Below are 15998 nucleotides of genomic sequence, written 5' to 3'. Positions count from 1 at the left end.
CGTCGGTAAGCTCCGGTTCTCAACCAGATTGTCATTACGAAGAGAAGCCAAGGCGCCATCAGCGCGCCCTGGCCTTTTTTAGTCGTCAGGCGTGGCGCCTCTTCGCGCCAGCGATAGCTACCTCAGCAGGTAGAGCAGGGCGGTTGTCACCAGACTGCTGATCAGGAAGTAGGGCGCGTTGACCGCCGTGTAGAAGAACGGTCTGGGGAAGTTCGGATTGATCGCGACTGTCATGCACATCGCGAGGAAATAGCCGACGCCGATCACCAGCCCCAGCGCCAGAGCATCGGTGAGCGTGGCGATGCCGATCATGCGCATGATCGCGGCCGTCGTGACGATCATTATGACATTGCACACGAAGGGGCCAAACAGCGTCAGCATGTTTGGCTTGGCGGCCGGCGTGGCCTCACGTCCCAGCGCCACCGCATAGTGTTTTGGTGCGAGAACACCGAAATAGACACCCGCGAACACGAAGCCGAACGCGGCGGCCGCAAGGACGCCCCACAGACTGATCTGGGCAAATGCACTGAAAACCATGGTCCTGTCTCCTGCCAGATCGTCGCTCAAGCGGCATCGCCGGCTTGCACGTCGAGCACCCAGGTGATGCCGAACCTGTCCTTGAGCATGCCGTAGAGCGGCGACCAGCCGGCCGGCGCGAGGTCCTGCAGGATCTCTGCATCCACTTTCAACTTGTTCCAATAGGCGGTGATCTCGTCATTGGCAGTGCCGCGGACCGACACGAAAAACGGGCTCTGGCCCGGATTCCAGGCCCGGCTTGCCGGCGCGTCATAGGCCATGATGGCAAAGCCCTCGGGCGAGGTGACCTGCCCCCAGCTGACGAGGTCAGCTTCCACCGGGTCGGTCGTGCCATAGACCTGCGCGTGGGTCAGCACCACGAGATCGCCGCCGAACACGGACTGGTAGAAGGACAGTGCCGGGCGTGCATCGCCCCGGAAATTGATATGTGCGACGGTCTGAATGCTCATCGTCTTTGCTCTCTGGCTAGGTAAAATCAACACTATGGGTGTAGATGGACCCAACTGACACTTCACGGCAGTTGGACGATGAGCGGACCCGACAGATTGCTGCGCCTGTTGCAGCTGATGCGCGTCATGGCACCCCCGATCACGGCGGAGCGGCTAGCGGTCGAGCGCGGCGTGTCCGTCCGCTCGATCTATCGCGATATCGAACTGTTGCGGCTGTCGGGCGCCCGGATCGAGGGCGAGCGCGGCTACGGCTATCGCCTGCTCGAGGACTATGCGCTGCCGCCGCAGACCTTCGACCGTCTGGAAATCGAGGCCATGACCCTGGGCCTGGCCGAGGTGCGCCAGATGGGCGATCCGGACCTGGCGCGTGCCGCCGAGGCCGTGCTGTCAAAGGTCGCCGCAACCCTGCCGGACGATCGCGAGCAGCAATTGTTGCATGCGATCTCGCATGTCTATCGGCCAAGCGGACGCTACGGCGCAATGCCGCATCTGCAGGCGATCCGGCAGGCGTGCTGGGACGAGCAGGAGATCGAGATCAGCTATCGCGACCAGGCCGGCGCCACCAGCCAACGCATCATTCGCCCGCTCGCCATCATGTACAGCGATCACGTCCTGACGGTGCTGGCGTGGTGTTGCCTGCGCACGGATTTCCGCATGTTCAGAGTCGACAGGATCGACAGCCTCTCACACACCGGATCCAGTTTCCGTCCACGGCGCGCGAGCCTGCTGCGCGATTATCTGTCGCGGCTCAGGGCGCGGCAGAGCGAGACAGTGCCGGCTTCTGGAGGGGGCGCCGACGAGAGGCTGTGACATGGGCCGCATGGGCGATATGGATGCCAGACGACAGACTCAGGATCGCTGCGCCGCGAATGAACGCAGCAGGTCGCCGCGTTGTGCTTCGATTACAGTATTGGCTGCGCGCGCCTCAACCCACTGTTCAAATGCATCAGCAGCCATGGGGCGTGCGAAATAGTACCCCTGGATCGTGTTGCAGCCATGTCGAAGCAGAAACTCGTACTGCTCCAATGTCTCGATCCCCTCGGCAACAGTGGTGTGGCCGAGCGCGACGGCTATGCCGATCAGTGCAGTTACGACGGCTTCGGATTTTTCACTCTGGCCAATCTGCGCGATGAGGGAGATGTCGATCTTCAGTGAGTCAAAAGGCAGGTTCACCAGCTGATTCAGATTGGAATGGCCGATACCGAAATCGTCGATGGAAGTCCGAACGCCGATCTGGCGCAGCGCCTCGATCTTCCTGCTGGCGATCGCATAGTCGTCCATCGCCACCGACTCGGTGACCTCGATCTCGATCAGGCCCGGCTCCACGCCCGCCGCATCAAACATCGCGGTCAGCTGCGTGACAAAATCCAGCCGGCGAAACTGCGTCGGTGAGACGTTGACCGCAATCCTGTACGGCGTGCCAGCATCCGCCCAGGCCTTGGCCTGCAGAATGGCCAGTCGCATGACTTCATGCCCCAGGTCGCAGATCAGGCCCGCATTTTCCGCCAGTGCAATGAACTGGTCCGGGCGAACCATTCCGCGACGTGGGTGGTTCCACCGCACCAGTGCCTCAACACCCTGAATTTCCAGCGACTGCGCGTGAATCTTGGGCTGGTAGTGCAGGGTGAACTGCTTTTCGCGAAGCGCGACGCGGAGGTCCTGTTCAAGTTCGGACTGTTCGATCAGTTGCCGCCGCGCATCCTCGTCGAAAAAGGCGAACTGGGCTTTCCCGCTTTGCTTGGCCTGGTACATGGCGATGTCGGCAAAGCTCAGCAGTTCAGCCGGACTGCTGGTATCCACGGGGGCCTGCGCAATGCCGATGCTCGCCGACATGAACACATAGTGGCCGTCGATCGGAAAAGGGTGACGCATCGCGTCGAGGATTGCCGAGGCCTGTACAGCAAGGTCCTCAGGAGAGGCCGCGCCGGGCAAAATGGCGACGAACTCGTCTCCGGCGAAACGGGCAAAGACGATGTTTTCGGGCGGACGCTGGCACAGTTCGCCAAATGCGGTCGCGCAGCTATCCAGGGTCTCGAATGTCCGATCTAGCCCCTCGTGGACGATGCGGTGCGCAACCTGACGGATCAATTCGTCGCCCGCGTCATGCCCCAGAGAATCGTTGACGGCTTTCAGGCCGTCGAGGTCGATGAAGAACAGCGCACCCTGCCAGCCTGCCTGATCACCGCCTTTCAACGCCATCTCGAGCATATGCGTGACCACACTGCGGTTCGACAGCCCGGTCAGTGGGTCGGAATATGCCAGTGTGTTCATGCGCAGAATATTGGCGTTCAGCCGCTTCACCATTTTCGCAAAGCTGTCCTGCAGCCCGCCGACTTCGCAGGAACAGTCGATCTCGACAGGGCGATCGAAACTCCCCTCCACAATCGCGTTGGTGCTCTCACGCAGGCCATCGATCGAACTGGTGAGCTGGCCTGCCTTGCGCAGCGTCAACCAGACAGGGCCGGCGACGCCCACGACGGTGAGCGCGATCATCGCGGCAGGGGAGGTGATGCCGAGCCCCAGCGTAATCCCTATCGTTGCCCAGATGCCAATAAGGCATGCGCCGCCAATCATAATTGCGAAGCGCGTTCTGATGCTGCGCAGACCTTTGCCGTACATTCCTGGCTCCTGTGGAGCCGCCTTTTTCCAATGGACGGATTTAGGAACTGCTAAAACTGGAGCCGACAATTAGACGTGTTTAACACGCGTTGACTACGACATTTACAATTGTCTGAAGTACTTCGGGGGATTTGTCTGCCGATACGGCCGCCTGCTCCCATTCAGACGATCCTGACAACGGGCACCTTGAAGTCATCAATCGCGTTTCGCGACTGCTGCTCGGTTCAGAGTCCGGACGACGCCAGCCAGTCCCTAATCACCCGCACGCTTCGCGTATCGGTGAGTATGCCGATGTGGCCCGCCTCGGGGAGGATCTCGTAGGTGCCAGTGGTGGTCTGGGCTGAGATCACGGGTTCATAGCGTTCGGCCTCGAATGCTTCGTCTTCCGCGCCGACCAGCAGCAGCAACGGGCGGTCGATGGCGGCCAGATCGGCCTCGTAGTCGGGGCGCGGGGCGATGGATGTGTTCAAGCGGTACGAGTAGCTGGTGGTCACCGTCTCGCCGTAGGGACCTTCCAGCACGGAGCGTGGCATGGCGAAAGCGATGACCGGCAGCCCGTGCAGCGCGGTGATCCCCACCATGTTGAGCATGCTCAGCCCGACGATCCTCGGTGTGGCAGGGAATGCCCAGCCGCCCGAATTGGCGCGGGTCGTCGGCGCATTATGTTTCAGGAAGGGCGCGATCAGCACAAAGCCGTCAGCCAGACGGCCATAGTCGCCGCCGGCAAACCGGACCACCAGGCCGCCGCCGGAGGAGTGCCCTGCGAGGACGACGGTGAGGTCCGCGTGCGCCGCGGTGACGGCGCCGATGAGGTCGGCGAGGTCTTCTTCCAATTGCCCGATATGGGCAACGTCGCCGCGGGTCACCGGGTTGGCGCCATGTCCCCGCAGGTCCGGTACGACAACGGCGGTCTCGCGGTCGCCCGAAAGCTCACGCGCCATGGCGTGAAACTGCATGCCGTGCCAGGCGGAGCCATGCACGAGGACGAGCAGGCGCCGCGCTGCCGTCAGGTCGCCATAAAGCCGGTAGGACAGTCCCGCGCCATCCCGGGCGGCGAAAGACCTGGTAGGTGGCAGGTCGGCATAATCAGCTTCGGTGAGCGAGGTGAACGCGATTGCGCGGCCCGTGGATTCCGGCACGACAGGGCTGTTCGCCAGCGCCAGAACCAGCGCGACCAACAGATAGGCGCCGATCGAAATCGCGATCCCGCCCAGCACGAACTTCAGGGCTTCCATCAGCAGCATTACGCGCGAATCTCCTCAGCGCCCTCGGTGGGCGCCCGGGTGATGGCATATCGCGCACGCCGGGGCCACCGATGCGCGGTTCTCGCGACTGCTGCTGAGTCCGCTGTGAGCCGAGAGCCGGCCAACGCACGACATGGAAGCGTTGGCTGTCCGCAATCGGGAAATACGCTCCAGCCGTCACTGGCCGCGCTTGAAAACCTTCAGATGGTCCAGTTGCTTCACCACCTTGGTGGCGGTGGCTTCGACCGGATCGTCGACGCCCACGGTGAGGACATTTTCGTCTTCGGTGGGCCGTTCCAGCGTGTCGAACTGGCTTTGCAGCAGGTCGGGGTTCATGAACTCGTGTTGCCGCGCCTCGATGCGCTTCTTGATGGTTTCAAAATCGCCATCGAGGAACAGGAACAGCACCGGCTCGCCGGCCTTTTCGGTAATGAAATCGCGATAGCTGCGCTTCAGCGCCGAGCAGGCGCCGACGACGACGCCCTTCTTGTCCGCCGCCTCGTGCAGCGCCTTGGCCAGGGTTTCGAGCCAGGGCCAGCGATCGGCGTCTTCCAGCGGAATACCGGAGGCCATTTTCTGCTTGTTGGCGGCTGGATGATAGGCGTCGCCATCGAGGAAGGGCGCGTGCAGGCGCCGGGCCACGGCTGCGCCGACGGCCGATTTGCCGGAGGAGGAAACGCCCATCGCGATGATGATGCGGGCGGGCTCAGACCGTGGCTGTGAAGGCGCCGTCGACATAAAGGATGTGTCCATTCACGAATGTTGAGGCCTCGGAGGCCAGGAAAACCGCTGCGCCGCCGAGTTCCCTCGGATCCCCCCAACGCCCCATCGGCGTGCGGGTTTCAATCCAGCTGTTGAACTCTTCGTTCTGCAGCAGCGCTTCGTTGAGTTCGGTGCGGATATAGCCCGGTGCGATGCCGTTGACGTTGAGCCCGTATTTGGCCCAGTCGGTGGCCATGCCACGCGTCAGATTGGCAATCGCCGCCTTGCTCGCCGCATAGGGCGCGATCGAGGGTCGGGCGAGATTGCTCATCACAGAGCAGATGTTGATGATCCTGCCGGATTTGCGGGCAATCATGCCGCGCGCCACAGCGCGGCCGACGATGAAGGCCGAGGTCAGGTTGGTGTCGATCACCTGGCGGAAGTTTTCGAGCGGGAAGTCTTCCAGCGGCGCGCGGTGCTGCATGCCGGCATTGTTGACCAGAATATCGACCGGCCCGATCTCGGTTTCGGCATAGGAGATGGCGTCGTCGACGCTTTCTTCGCTCGTGACGTCGAAGGCCAGCGCCTTCACCGAGGCGCCGGTTTCGGCCAGCGACGCGGCCGCGGTGCCGAGAGCCTCCTGGTTGCGCCCATTGAGCAGAATTTCGGCGCCGGCCTCGGCCATCACCTGGGCAATACCAAGCCCGATACCACGGCTCGATCCGGTGATCAGCGCCCGCTTGCCGGACAAATCAAACATCGACAGGGACTTGCTCATCGCGTGGCCGTTTCTGGGTCAATTGGATCAAACTGGCCTAGTTTGTTAGGGTAGCGCATTGGCGGATGCAAGCCGAGGCTATGGGGGATCAGCCTATGCAGTACGACAACTCCATTGAACTGGATGTCCCGCGCGACGAGGCGGTCGCGTTGTTTGTCGATCCGGAGAATGCGCAGCACTGGCAGCAGGGGTTGAAGTCGCGCGAGCAGCTCACCGGTCAGCCGACCCAGGAGGGCGCCGAGGCGCGGCTGGTGTTCGACATGGGCGGTAAGCCCATGGAGATGACCGAACTGGTACTACGCCGCGAGCTGCCCGAGGCCTATGACCTCAGCTATGACGCGCGCGGGGCGCTGAATGTGGTGCAGAACCGCTTCACCGACTTGGGCGATGGCCGCACCCGCTGGGACCAGCACAATGATTTCCAGTTCACCGGCATGCTCAAGGTGATGGGCTGGCTGATGCCCGGCATGTTCCGCAAGCAAAGCGCCACCTATATGGACGCCTTCAAGCTGTTTGCCGAAAACCGTGCCAGCGCCGCGGCAGACAACTAGCCGCGCCTTAGCTGGCTGGCCGAGCTGCCGGGACACGCGACCAAGGTTCGATGCCGAATGCGCCGCTTAGCGGTGGCGTTCGCCGCCGACCCGTGCCAAAAAGCCGCCAACATCACCAGCCTTCGCACGGGAGAATTCACATGTCGTCTGCCGATATCGGCCTGATCGGGCTAGCCGTCATGGGGTCGAACCTCGCCCTCAACATCGCGGAAAACGGCTATACGATCGCCGTGCACAACCGCACCGCCAGCCGTATCGACGATTTCGTCGGTATGGCGACGGAGCAGGGGCTGAACGACAAGGTCGTGCCCGAGGCCGATCTCGCCACCTTCATCTCCAAGATCAAGCGGCCGCGCTCGGTGATCATCATGGTCAAGGCCGGCAAGCCGGTCGACGATATGATCGAGCAGCTGCTGCCGTTGCTGGAGGAGGGCGACGCCATCCTCGAATGCGGCAACTCGCTGTACTCCGACAGCCAGCGGCGCTTCGAGTATCTCAAGGAAAAGGGCATCGGCTTTCTCGGTATCGGCGTCTCCGGTGGTGAGGAGGGCGCCCGCCACGGCCCCTCGATCATGGTCGGTGGGCCCGAAGAGCAGTGGAAGAATGCCCAGCCGATCCTCGAGGCGATCTCGGCCAAGTTCGATGGCGAGCCGTGCTGCGCCTATCTGGGCGAAGGTGGCGCAGGCCATTTCGTCAAGACCATCCACAACGGCATCGAATATGGCGACATGCAGATGATCGCCGAGGTCTACGGCATCATGCGCGACGGGCTGCACATGGCACCGGGCGAGGCCGCCGAAGTGTTTCGCGAGTGGAACAAGGGGCCGCTCAATTCCTACCTGATCGAGATCACCGGGCATGTGCTCGACGCGGTGGAGCCAAAAACCGGCACGCCGTTGGTCGAACTGATCCTCGACAAGGCGGGCCAGAAGGGCACCGGCATCTGGTCGGCCATCGCCGCTCAGCAGCTCGGCGTGCCCGCCACCGCCATCGAGGGCGCCGTCGCGGCCCGCTCGATCTCCTCGCGCAAGGACGAGCGCGTCGCCGCCGAGGCCGTCTACGGCAAGCCGGCTGGGCTCGGTGGCGCGCATGTCGATCTGGGCGATCTCGAGCAGGCGCTGCTCGCCGGCAAGATCGTGTCCTATGCCCAGGGTTTCGTCGTGATGGCCAAGGCGTCGGAAGAGTTCGGCTGGAACCTGCCGCTTGCCACAATCGCCAAGATCTGGCGCGCCGGCTGCATCATCCGCTCCCGCTTCCTCGACCAGATGTCGGCCGCCTATGCGCAGGGCGAAAACACCAACCTGCTGATGGTGCCGGACTTCGTCGAGATCATGAAGACGGCCAACGGCTCGCTGCGCAAGATCGTCGCCGTCGCGGCGACTGCCGAGCTGCCGATGATCTGCCTTTCTGCCTCGCTGGCCTATTTCGATAGCTACCGCCAGGCGCTGGGCACGACCAACCTGACGCAGGGCCAGCGCGACTTCTTCGGCGCCCACGGCTTCATCCTCACCGACCGCGAGGGCGAGCAGCACCACGACTGGCCGTCGACGCTCGAGCATTGATCGGGCGGTGACGCCCGATTTCACGGCCGCACTCGATACGGCGGTCCGGCGCTACCTCACGGAGGTGGCCGGGCCGCACGAGCATCTGTCGCTGCTGCGCTGGCAGATGGCAGAACGGCATCCGCTCGACAGCCGCGAGACGCTGCCGGGGCATCTGACCACCAGCGCCTTCGTCGTTTCGGCCGATCACAGCCAGATCCTGTTGATCGACCACGTCACCATCGGCCGCTGGCTGCAGCCGGGCGGGCATTACGAGCCGGCCGAGTGCTTTGCCGACTCGGCCGCAAGGGAAGTGGTCGAAGAGACGGGGATTGCCGGGCTGCAGTTGCATCCCTGGCACCAGGGCGGGGACCTGCCCTTCGTCATCGACAGTCATGACGTGCCGGGCAAGCCGGCGCGCAACGAGCCGGTGCATGTGCACCACGATCTGCAATATCTGTTTGTCGCCGATCCTCAGGCGCCGCTCACGGCGCAGCTCGAGGAAGTGCATGGCGCCCGCTGGCATCCGCTCGACGCCCTGGCAGAGATTTCGCCCAAAGGCCTGGCGCGCCTCCGCGCGCTCTAGGCGCTCCGGAGCCTCAGTTCACCCGCCTCAGGTGCCGCCCATATAGGGGCCGCGGGTGTCATCCTCGTCGGTATTGCTCTCGTGCGGCGGCGTCACCTGCTGGCCGGGCTGGCCAATATCGTGGTGATGCTCCTTCTTCGAGATGCGGGGCCGGTGCATCAGATCGAAGCGCTTGGCGGCATAAACGAAGAGCACAGCAGCGACCGCCACCAGAATGCCCGCACCGAGGAAGGGCGCGCCTGGGAAATAGCCCGCGCTATCCTTGGGCGCCTGGGTGAAGGCGTTGAACAGCTGTGTCGCCAGCAGCGGGCCAATGATCGCGGTCAGCGAATTTGTGGCGTTGATTGCGCCCTGCAACTCGCCCTGCGCGTCGTCGGCGACCTGGCGCGACATCAGCGAGTTGATCGCGGGACCGGCGAGACCGGCAAGCGAGCCCACCATCAGGAAGCCATAGAGCCCGAACTGGGTATGGATGAAGGCCGTGCCCAGCATGGCGATCGAGGCCGCGAGCATGCCGATCAGCACCGTTGCCCATTCGCCGACGCGCTTGATCACCGGACCGATCAACAGGGCCTGGCTGATCGCAAAGCCGAGGCCGAAGGCGCCGAGCGCGAGGCCGATCTGGCCGGACGAGAAGTCGAGCACTTCGATCGTGAAGAAGTTCCACACCGTGGGGAAGGCCTGGCTCGCCAGCGTGAACAGGCCCAGCGCCGCCAGCAGCCACAGCACCACCGGATTGTGGCTCAGCGCCAAAAGGGCGCCGAACGGATTGGCGCGGCGCCAGCGGAAGGGGCGGCGCTTTTCCTTGGCGAGGCTTTCCGGCAGGACGATCAGGCCGAACACGAAGTTCGAAAAGGCGAGGAAGGCTGCAGCATAGAACGGCCAGCGCGGACCGAGTTCGCCCAGCAGGCCGCCGATCACCGGGCCGATAATGAAGCCGAGGCCGAAAGCGGCACCGATCAGGCCGAAGCGCTGGGCACGTTTTTCTGGCGGGGTAATGTCGGCGATATAGGCGGTTGCCGTCGCCACCGCGGCGCCGGAGATACCCGCGAGGATCCGGCCGATAAACAGGAAGGCCAGCACCGGCGCAAAGCCCATGATCAGATAGTCGAGCGTCAATCCGATGAGCGAAATCAGGATGATCGGGCGGCGTCCGAAGCGGTCCGACAGATTGCCGAGCACCGGGCCGAAGATGAACTGCATCAGCGAGTAGGAGAAGACCAGCCAGCCGCCGATCACTGCGGCCTGGGCCACGCTGCCGCCCGTCAGGCTCTCGATCAGCTCCGGCAGAACCGGCAGCACGATGCCATAGCCCAGCATGTCCAGCAGAATGGTCAGCAGGATGCAGGCAAGGGTGAGACGCGATTGTGGTGATACGGGCATACGGAACTGGGGTCCATTGCTGATGGGCGCAGATGACACAACGCTCGCCGACAAGGCAAGCGGTTCGGCAGATTAGCTGTGTCCCTGTGAGGAACGTTGCGGCGCAGCAGGAAGATCCGGATCCGGCGCCGGGTCATAGCCATAGAGCCAGGCGAGACGCTTGAGGTGTCCCTGAGGCCCCTGCATGCGCACCACGGAATCGCGGGCGATGGTGAAGGGCCATTCGAGATGAAAGGCGAGCGCATTGCTCAGCGAGACCTTGCGCACCTGTTCGAGCCGCGGCTTGCGCAAGCCCGCATAGCGGGTCAGGGCGGAGGCCGCGTCGGGTTCGGTCATCAGCAGCGGCGCAAGAATGGCCGCGTCCTCGATTGCCATGGCCGCGCCCTGGGCCTGGAACGGCACCATGGCATGAGCGGCGTCACCGACCAGCCCGACACTGCCCTCGCTCAGCGTGTCGGTTTCCACCGTGTTGATCGGCCAAAAGCCCCAGTCGTCGCCAGCGGCTTCGAGCAGTGCCTTGAAGCGCGGATCGGGGAACATCGACCAGGGCAGGGTGGGGCGTTTGGGCGGCTTGGCGCTGAAGGCTGCGTCTTCCTTCAGCTTGGCGACCATCACCACATTGGTCTGGCGGCGCTGCGGCAGCGGATAGACGACGGCATGGTAGCCGGGGCCCCACAGCATGGTGGTGCGGTCGGCCGGCAGCATGTTTGCCAGTGCCGATTTGCCGAGCGCGATGCGCCAGGCGACCGTGCCCGAGTACTGCGCGTCCTTGCCCATCAACACGTCGGTGCGGGTGCGCGAATGCACTCCGTCGGCGCCGATGAAGGCGAAGGCGCGGGCGCTGCGCGACTTGCCATCCGACTCATCGACGGTCACCGATACGCCGCGGGCGTGGCTGACGACGTCATAGCCGCGCACCCCGAACAGCAGGTCGATGTTGGCGAAGCGTTTGCAGGCCCGGTAGAGCACCTGTGCCAGGTCGGCGCGATGCATCACCGTATAGGACGCGCCGAAGCGCTCGCGCATCACCGGGCCCAGTTCCAGCGTCGTCAGCGGGCGCTTGGCGCCATAGGGATAGATGTCGATGCCACTGGGCTCGAAGGCGACCTCGTTGAGGGCCTTGTCGAGCCCGAGCCGATTGAGAATGCGGCGCGCATTGGGGCTGATCTGCAGCCCGGCGCCGACCTCCTGCACATGCGGCTGACGCTCGATCACCACCACGGTGGCGCCGAACTTGGCAAGGGCGAGCGCCAGGGTCATGCCGGCAATGCCGGCTCCGGCTATGTATATGGTGCGTCCGTTCCCGGACATGGCGGGGAACTCAGGCGGGTTCGAACTGATAGACAGCCGACAGCGGCTCCGAGGTGCCGGCTGCCAGGCTGGCGTCGAACACATAGAGCGTCGAGCAATAGGGGCAGACGATCTCGGCGTCCTTACCCATGTCCAGATAGACATGCGGGTGGTCGAACGGCGGCAGCGCACCGATACACTGGAATTCCTTGGAGCCGATGGCAATCCGTGCCAGGCCCTGGGTGTTGTGGAAATGCGGAATGCTCTCGTGCGCCATGGGTCGTCCTTTCCGATTGGGGCGGAACATAGCGATGAAGCGGCAGCTTGGAAAGCCGAACTGCGCGGGTTCACCTCGCCGGTGCGCTTTGCTAGAACCGCGGCTGATAACAAGGTGTTTTGCTTGGCTCAGTTCCTCTCCGATGGCATCTCGATTGCCTATGACGTGCATGGCGAAGGCCGCCCGATCCTGCTGATTCACGGGTTCGGCTCAACTGGCAAGGTGAACTGGGTCGATACCGGCTGGGTCAAAACCCTCACCGACGCCGGGTATCAGGCGATCACCATGGACAATCGCGGCCATGGCGACTCGCGCAAGCTGTATGACACCAAGCTCTATTTCGCCCATCAGATGGCCAGGGACGCGCTGAACCTGCTCGACCATCTGGGACTGAGCGAGGCTGCGGTCATGGGCTATTCTATGGGCGCGCGCATCACGGCCTTCCTCGCCCTCAATCATCCCGATCGCGTCAGCTGCGCCATCATGGGCGGCATGGGCGGCAATCTGATGTCGGGGCTCGAAGACAGCGAAGAGATCATCTCGGCGCTCACCGCAGACTCGCTCGATCAGGTGAAAAGCAAGATCGGGCGGATGTTCCGCATCTTCGCCGATCACAATGGCGCCGATCGCGCGGCGCTCGCCGCCTGCATGGTCACCTCGCGCGAACCCATGCCGGCTGAGGACGTGTCGCGCATCACCGTCCCGGTGCTGGTCGCCGTTGGCGAGGAAGATGAAATGGCCGGTCCGGCCGACGCGCTGGCGGATCTCTTACCCAATGGCGAGGCGTTCACCATCCCGCGCCGCGATCACATGCGGGCCACCGGCGACCCGCAGTTCAAGCGGGCAGCCCTCGCCTTCCTTGAGCAGCACAAGTAACCATTCAGCCCGCAAGAACTGGAAATTGAACCTCTGGATGCGCAATAGCTTGTGTCCAGACATGCTGCCATCTTATATCGTCACATGACGATGGAGACGTTCGAATGACTGCGAAGACCCAACCGGCCAATGTGACCTCCATCGATCCGGTGTGGGATGCCGTGCTGGCCGGGGCGCGCAACGTCGTCGCCGCCGAGCCGTCGCTGGGCAATCTGATCTACGCCAACGTGCTCAACCACGACAGTTTCGAAGAGGCGCTGGCGCATCGGCTCGCCGAGCGGCTCGATCATCGCGATGTCTCCGCCGATCTCATCCGGCAGGCCTTCGAGGATGCGCTGGAATACGACCCCGATATCGGCAATGCCGCGCGCGCCGATCTCGCCGCGACGCTCGAACGCGACCCGGCGCTGCACAAGGCGGTCGATTGCTTCCTCTACTTCAAGGGCTACCACGCCATCCAGACGCACCGCTTCACCCATGCGCTGTGGACGGCGGGCCGGCGCGAGTTCGCGCTCTATCTGCAAAGCCGCGCCAGCTCGGTGTTCCAGGTCGACATCAACCCTGCCGCCAAGTTCGGGCGTGGCATCATGCTCGATCACGCCACGGGCTTCGTCGTCGGCGAGACCGCCGTCGTTGGTGACAATGTTTCGATCCTCCAGGGCGTTACCCTCGGCGGTACCGGCAAGTCCGAAGAAGACCGGCACCCCAAGATCGGCAATGGCGTCCTGATCGGCGCTGGCGCCATCGTTCTGGGCAATATCACGGTGGGCGAGTGCTCCCGGGTCGGCGCCGGTTCGGTCGTCACCAAGCCGGTTCCGCCGCGTGTCACGGTCGCCGGCGTGCCCGCCAAGATCATCGGCCAGCCCGGCGTTGCGCATCCCGCCTCGGTGATGGAGCATGTCTGCGAGACCGACGCGAACATCTGATCCGCGGCGATTTCACGGCAGAACAGCGGGAAAAAACCCCAAAGCGGGGATTGTTCGCTTCGCCTCAATGCCTATTGTGGCGAGCTTTCCAGCCCCCCTTCAGGAGCCGTACCGTGAACCATCCGGAAATCATCAAGCTGCAGAAATATCTGCAGCAGAAGTTCAACAACCGGAATCTCGACGTCCGGCCGCGCAACAAGCAGAGCGACAGCGTCGAGGTCTATCTCGGCGAGGAGTTCATGGGCCTGATCTACGTCGACGACGAGGACGGTGACCGGTCCTATAATTTCCAGATGGCCATTCTGGACGTGGACCTCGACGAGGTCGAATAAGCCGCTTCGGATCGGCGCTCGCTAGAGAGCGCCGATTGTCGTGAAACGGACATTGAGCGCCTCATCGAAACGGCGCCAGCCGGGCAGGGCGTCATCGTCGAAGGCATAGACTGCCGCGATGCCCGCCCCCAGATAAACCGTCCGCACGCAGCGCCCGGCCGTCCCTTCCGCCAATGGTGCGCTGCACTTGGCGACGAAGGGTGACACCGACAGCGGGTCATACCACACCGTCTCCCCGTCAAAGCCATCGCCCGCGCGCAGCGGCTTGCCGACCAGACCCGGCGGGCCGCTGAGCTGCTCGGGGCCGAACTGGTGCAGATAGACGCCGTCGAGCAGCGCGGCGCTCGGGCGCACGCGACTGCGCGGTACCAGCGTGGCATCGACCTCGCGGCTTTCGCCATTGGCGCCAAGGGGCAGGTCGAATTTCAGGTCGATCTGCTTGGTCAGCCCTTCGCCCTCGATCTCTTCATAGCGAAACCAGCCGAGCGGAATCTTCAGGTCGGTGCCGCTGAGCGTACGGGTCACCACCGTAATGTCCGAGACGGTCGGCGCGCGCGCCGCACGGCCAGCGGAATCAATGAGATAGGCAAGGCCCAGACCCAGGGCGACCATCGTCAGCGCCAGCGTCGCCAGGTTGAATGCCACCGGGCTCGCGGCGCGTGCAGGAGATGAATCGGTGGATGTTGCCATCGGCATTAACCAGTCTGGCCGGGCTGGAGTGACAGATCATTCAGCGCCGCATATGCTTAACGAAGGGTTAATAGTCACGCGGGTTCGCGTGATATCGCCGTCGGGAGTATTGCATGTCGCGCGAACTGATACTGGCCGGTTTCATCATGTGCGTAGGACTGTGTATCGCAGGGGCAGGGACGCATCTGTACCAGATGATCGCGCGGCAACAGGCGATGTTGCGCTATGATGGCAAGACCATCTGGCATGGCCTGGGCAATCTGGTGATGAGCTTTTTCTGCGGGCCCTACATCATGCTGCAGATGGGCTGGCGTCAGCAGGGCGAGACGATGTCCATCAGCATGGGTCTGGTCGCCGCTTTCGTCGCCTTCGGCTGGAGCTTCATCACCGGCCTGATGATCGTCGGCACCTACGTCTCGTTCCTCTAGGCGCTGCTTACTGCGCAGCGGCGACATAGACCTGGTTGTCGGCCAGAATGTCGACCCACTGGCCGGCGCTCGCCTGTGACTGGCGCTTGAGATATTCGTAGGGCGTCTGGTTCCACAGCAGCACCCGGCCATCCTGATTGTCGAGCACCAGGTCGCCGCGGTCGGTGCGCACCATCAGGACCGCGTGGCCGTTGCCATTGCGCTCGCGCACCACGGTGATCAGCAGGGTGGAGGGGTTCCAGCCCGCGGCGATCAGCGCCTGACGCTTGGCCAGCACGAAATCCTCGCAGTCGCCATAGCCCTGTGGGTAAGCCCAGTATTCCGAGACCTTATAATAGTCGAGGTCGGTCACTGGGATCACGGCCATGTTGATCACCGAGTTGATCTGCTGCAGTTCCTGCCAGCGCTGATCGGTCAGCACCATGGCGGCGACTGGATCGCGGTTGGGGCCGCATTCGCTGCGATGGCTCTTGCAGAATTCCGAATGGCCAACCGGGATGCTGGTGATGTTGCCGGTGCGGGCAAAGGCCGGATCGGCGAAGTTGACCTGACCCGCCGCGGCGGTCTGGATCACTCCCAGCCCGAACAGCAGGGCGAAGATGGCAGTCGCGATTTTGGTCTTGGCGTTCGACATTCGTGTGGTCCCCTGACGGAAACCACGATGACGGTGCCGAATTGCCCCGAACGAAAAACTGCAAGCTAGTTTTTAGACGAGTTTGAACGAGTGTGGTGACACCTCGTTAGCCATCAGGCCGCGGCGTTAAGTGCCTGCTAAGGCTGCTTATTCTG

At 63.4% G+C, this 15998-nt stretch carries 19 protein-coding genes; 8 read left to right on the top strand and 11 right to left on the bottom strand.

From position 1 onward, the window contains the following. Positions 1 to 117: 117 nt before the first annotated feature. Both ACN0TK_RS06795 and ACN0TK_RS06790 read right to left on the bottom strand, forming a co-directional pair. The gene (locus ACN0TK_RS06795; protein WP_417308712.1) at positions 118 to 537 is read right to left on the bottom strand and encodes a DUF1761 family protein; all 420 of its coding nucleotides are present in this window, start codon (positions 535 to 537) and stop codon (positions 118 to 120) included. A 26-nt stretch (positions 538 to 563) separates the two neighbouring features. Then, complete coding sequence (locus ACN0TK_RS06790) at positions 564 to 986, bottom strand: VOC family protein (protein WP_417308711.1); 423 nt, start codon at positions 984 to 986, stop codon at positions 564 to 566. Positions 987 to 1064: 78 nt separating this feature from the next. Between ACN0TK_RS06790 and ACN0TK_RS06785 the strand changes: the two genes are divergently transcribed. Further along, positions 1065 to 1796 (top strand): helix-turn-helix transcriptional regulator, encoded by a 732-nt coding sequence (locus tag ACN0TK_RS06785; protein ID WP_417308710.1) that lies wholly within the window; start codon positions 1065 to 1067, stop codon positions 1794 to 1796. Positions 1797 to 1835: 39 nt separating this feature from the next. Here ACN0TK_RS06785 and ACN0TK_RS06780 read toward each other — a convergent pair whose 3' ends face one another. From ACN0TK_RS06780 to ACN0TK_RS06765, 4 genes are all read right to left on the bottom strand, one after another. Beyond that, a complete protein-coding gene (locus tag ACN0TK_RS06780) occupies positions 1836 to 3605 on the bottom strand; it encodes a putative bifunctional diguanylate cyclase/phosphodiesterase (protein ID WP_417308709.1) in 1770 nt (589 codons plus the stop codon). 224 nt (positions 3606 to 3829) lie between these two features. Then, on the bottom strand, positions 3830 to 4849 hold the full coding sequence (locus ACN0TK_RS06775) for an alpha/beta hydrolase (RefSeq protein WP_417308708.1): 1020 nt from the start codon (positions 4847 to 4849) through the stop codon (positions 3830 to 3832). A 177-nt stretch (positions 4850 to 5026) separates the two neighbouring features. Further along, positions 5027 to 5587 carry a gluconokinase gene (locus ACN0TK_RS06770; protein WP_417308707.1) on the bottom strand — a complete coding sequence of 187 codons (561 nt, stop codon included), beginning with the start codon at positions 5585 to 5587 and terminating at the stop codon, positions 5027 to 5029. Further along, positions 5556 to 6329 (bottom strand): glucose 1-dehydrogenase, encoded by a 774-nt coding sequence (locus tag ACN0TK_RS06765; RefSeq protein WP_417308706.1) that lies wholly within the window; start codon positions 6327 to 6329, stop codon positions 5556 to 5558. The genes ACN0TK_RS06770 and ACN0TK_RS06765 overlap by 32 nt, the downstream gene beginning before the upstream one ends. A gap of 95 nt (positions 6330 to 6424) precedes the next feature. On the opposite strand from ACN0TK_RS06765, the gene ACN0TK_RS06760 reads away from it, so the two are divergent. The 3 genes from ACN0TK_RS06760 (at position 6425) to ACN0TK_RS06750 (ending at position 9007) form a co-directional block, all read left to right on the top strand. Further along, a complete protein-coding gene (locus ACN0TK_RS06760; RefSeq protein ID WP_417308705.1) occupies positions 6425 to 6880 on the top strand; it encodes an SRPBCC family protein in 456 nt (151 codons plus the stop codon). A gap of 140 nt (positions 6881 to 7020) precedes the next feature. Beyond that, the gene (gndA, locus tag ACN0TK_RS06755) at positions 7021 to 8442 is read left to right on the top strand and encodes an NADP-dependent phosphogluconate dehydrogenase (protein WP_417308704.1); all 1422 of its coding nucleotides are present in this window, start codon (positions 7021 to 7023) and stop codon (positions 8440 to 8442) included. Between the two features lie 7 nt (positions 8443 to 8449). After that, positions 8450 to 9007, top strand: coding sequence for an NUDIX hydrolase (locus tag ACN0TK_RS06750; protein WP_417308703.1), 558 nt, complete (start codon positions 8450 to 8452; stop codon positions 9005 to 9007). Between the two features lie 27 nt (positions 9008 to 9034). Here the strand turns inward: ACN0TK_RS06750 and ACN0TK_RS06745 are convergent, their stop codons facing one another. The 3 genes from ACN0TK_RS06745 to ACN0TK_RS06735 form a co-directional block, all read right to left on the bottom strand. Then, a complete protein-coding gene (locus ACN0TK_RS06745; RefSeq protein WP_417308702.1) occupies positions 9035 to 10390 on the bottom strand; it encodes a TCR/Tet family MFS transporter in 1356 nt (451 codons plus the stop codon). A 72-nt stretch (positions 10391 to 10462) separates the two neighbouring features. Next, positions 10463 to 11701 (bottom strand): FAD-dependent monooxygenase, encoded by a 1239-nt coding sequence (locus ACN0TK_RS06740; protein WP_417308701.1) that lies wholly within the window; start codon positions 11699 to 11701, stop codon positions 10463 to 10465. Positions 11702 to 11711: 10 nt separating this feature from the next. Beyond that, a complete protein-coding gene (locus ACN0TK_RS06735) occupies positions 11712 to 11957 on the bottom strand; it encodes a zinc-finger domain-containing protein (protein ID WP_417308700.1) in 246 nt (81 codons plus the stop codon). 123 nt (positions 11958 to 12080) lie between these two features. Here ACN0TK_RS06735 and ACN0TK_RS06730 point away from each other — a divergent pair, with 123 nt between their 5' ends. The 3 genes from ACN0TK_RS06730 to ACN0TK_RS06720 all read left to right on the top strand — a co-directional run bounded on the left by ACN0TK_RS06730 (position 12081) and on the right by ACN0TK_RS06720 (position 14091). Further along, positions 12081 to 12833 (top strand): alpha/beta fold hydrolase, encoded by a 753-nt coding sequence (locus ACN0TK_RS06730; RefSeq protein ID WP_417308699.1) that lies wholly within the window; start codon positions 12081 to 12083, stop codon positions 12831 to 12833. 104 nt (positions 12834 to 12937) lie between these two features. After that, positions 12938 to 13759 carry a serine O-acetyltransferase gene (cysE, locus tag ACN0TK_RS06725; RefSeq protein ID WP_417308698.1) on the top strand — a complete coding sequence of 274 codons (822 nt, stop codon included), beginning with the start codon at positions 12938 to 12940 and terminating at the stop codon, positions 13757 to 13759. Between the two features lie 113 nt (positions 13760 to 13872). Then, positions 13873 to 14091 carry a DUF3126 family protein gene (locus ACN0TK_RS06720; RefSeq protein ID WP_417308697.1) on the top strand — a complete coding sequence of 73 codons (219 nt, stop codon included), beginning with the start codon at positions 13873 to 13875 and terminating at the stop codon, positions 14089 to 14091. A 21-nt stretch (positions 14092 to 14112) separates the two neighbouring features. Here ACN0TK_RS06720 and ACN0TK_RS06715 read toward each other — a convergent pair whose 3' ends face one another. After that, the gene (locus ACN0TK_RS06715; protein ID WP_417308696.1) at positions 14113 to 14781 is read right to left on the bottom strand and encodes a hypothetical protein; all 669 of its coding nucleotides are present in this window, start codon (positions 14779 to 14781) and stop codon (positions 14113 to 14115) included. Positions 14782 to 14894: 113 nt separating this feature from the next. Between ACN0TK_RS06715 and ACN0TK_RS06710 the strand changes: the two genes are divergently transcribed. Next, a complete protein-coding gene (locus ACN0TK_RS06710; protein ID WP_417308695.1) occupies positions 14895 to 15209 on the top strand; it encodes a DUF6949 family protein in 315 nt (104 codons plus the stop codon). Between the two features lie 7 nt (positions 15210 to 15216). Here the strand turns inward: ACN0TK_RS06710 and ACN0TK_RS06705 are convergent, their stop codons facing one another. Beyond that, positions 15217 to 15843: a transglutaminase-like cysteine peptidase gene (locus tag ACN0TK_RS06705; protein ID WP_417308694.1), complete on the bottom strand. Its 627-nt coding sequence runs from the start codon at positions 15841 to 15843 to the stop codon at positions 15217 to 15219. Positions 15844 to 15998 lie beyond the last annotated feature (155 nt).

Source organism: Devosia sp. (assembly GCF_048261455.1).
Classification (GTDB): Bacteria; Pseudomonadota; Alphaproteobacteria; order Rhizobiales; family Devosiaceae; genus Devosia_A.
The sequence above is the reverse complement of the archived record's forward strand: the minus strand, read 5'-3'. Positions and strand labels throughout refer to the sequence as shown.

Excerpts from the sequence above, each read along its gene's own strand:
- ACN0TK_RS06795 (WP_417308712.1), bottom strand. The coding sequence starts at position 537 with ATGGTTTTCAGTGCATTTGCCCAGATCAGTCTGTGGGGCGTCCTTGCG.
- ACN0TK_RS06790 (WP_417308711.1), bottom strand. The coding sequence starts at position 986 with ATGAGCATTCAGACCGTCGCACATATCAATTTCCGGGGCGATGCACGC.
- ACN0TK_RS06785 (WP_417308710.1), top strand. The coding sequence starts at position 1,065 with ATGAGCGGACCCGACAGATTGCTGCGCCTGTTGCAGCTGATGCGCGTC.
- ACN0TK_RS06780 (WP_417308709.1), bottom strand. The coding sequence starts at position 3,605 with ATGTACGGCAAAGGTCTGCGCAGCATCAGAACGCGCTTCGCAATTATG.
- ACN0TK_RS06775 (WP_417308708.1), bottom strand. The coding sequence starts at position 4,849 with ATGCTGCTGATGGAAGCCCTGAAGTTCGTGCTGGGCGGGATCGCGATT.
- ACN0TK_RS06770 (WP_417308707.1), bottom strand. The coding sequence starts at position 5,587 with ATGTCGACGGCGCCTTCACAGCCACGGTCTGAGCCCGCCCGCATCATC.
- ACN0TK_RS06765 (WP_417308706.1), bottom strand. The coding sequence starts at position 6,329 with ATGAGCAAGTCCCTGTCGATGTTTGATTTGTCCGGCAAGCGGGCGCTG.
- ACN0TK_RS06760 (WP_417308705.1), top strand. The coding sequence starts at position 6,425 with ATGCAGTACGACAACTCCATTGAACTGGATGTCCCGCGCGACGAGGCG.
- gndA (WP_417308704.1), top strand. The coding sequence starts at position 7,021 with ATGTCGTCTGCCGATATCGGCCTGATCGGGCTAGCCGTCATGGGGTCG.
- ACN0TK_RS06745 (WP_417308702.1), bottom strand. The coding sequence starts at position 10,390 with ATGCCCGTATCACCACAATCGCGTCTCACCCTTGCCTGCATCCTGCTG.
- ACN0TK_RS06740 (WP_417308701.1), bottom strand. The coding sequence starts at position 11,701 with ATGTCCGGGAACGGACGCACCATATACATAGCCGGAGCCGGCATTGCC.
- ACN0TK_RS06735 (WP_417308700.1), bottom strand. The coding sequence starts at position 11,957 with ATGGCGCACGAGAGCATTCCGCATTTCCACAACACCCAGGGCCTGGCA.
- cysE (WP_417308698.1), top strand. The coding sequence starts at position 12,938 with ATGACTGCGAAGACCCAACCGGCCAATGTGACCTCCATCGATCCGGTG.
- ACN0TK_RS06715 (WP_417308696.1), bottom strand. The coding sequence starts at position 14,781 with ATGGCAACATCCACCGATTCATCTCCTGCACGCGCCGCGAGCCCGGTG.
- ACN0TK_RS06710 (WP_417308695.1), top strand. The coding sequence starts at position 14,895 with ATGTCGCGCGAACTGATACTGGCCGGTTTCATCATGTGCGTAGGACTG.
- ACN0TK_RS06705 (WP_417308694.1), bottom strand. The coding sequence starts at position 15,843 with ATGTCGAACGCCAAGACCAAAATCGCGACTGCCATCTTCGCCCTGCTG.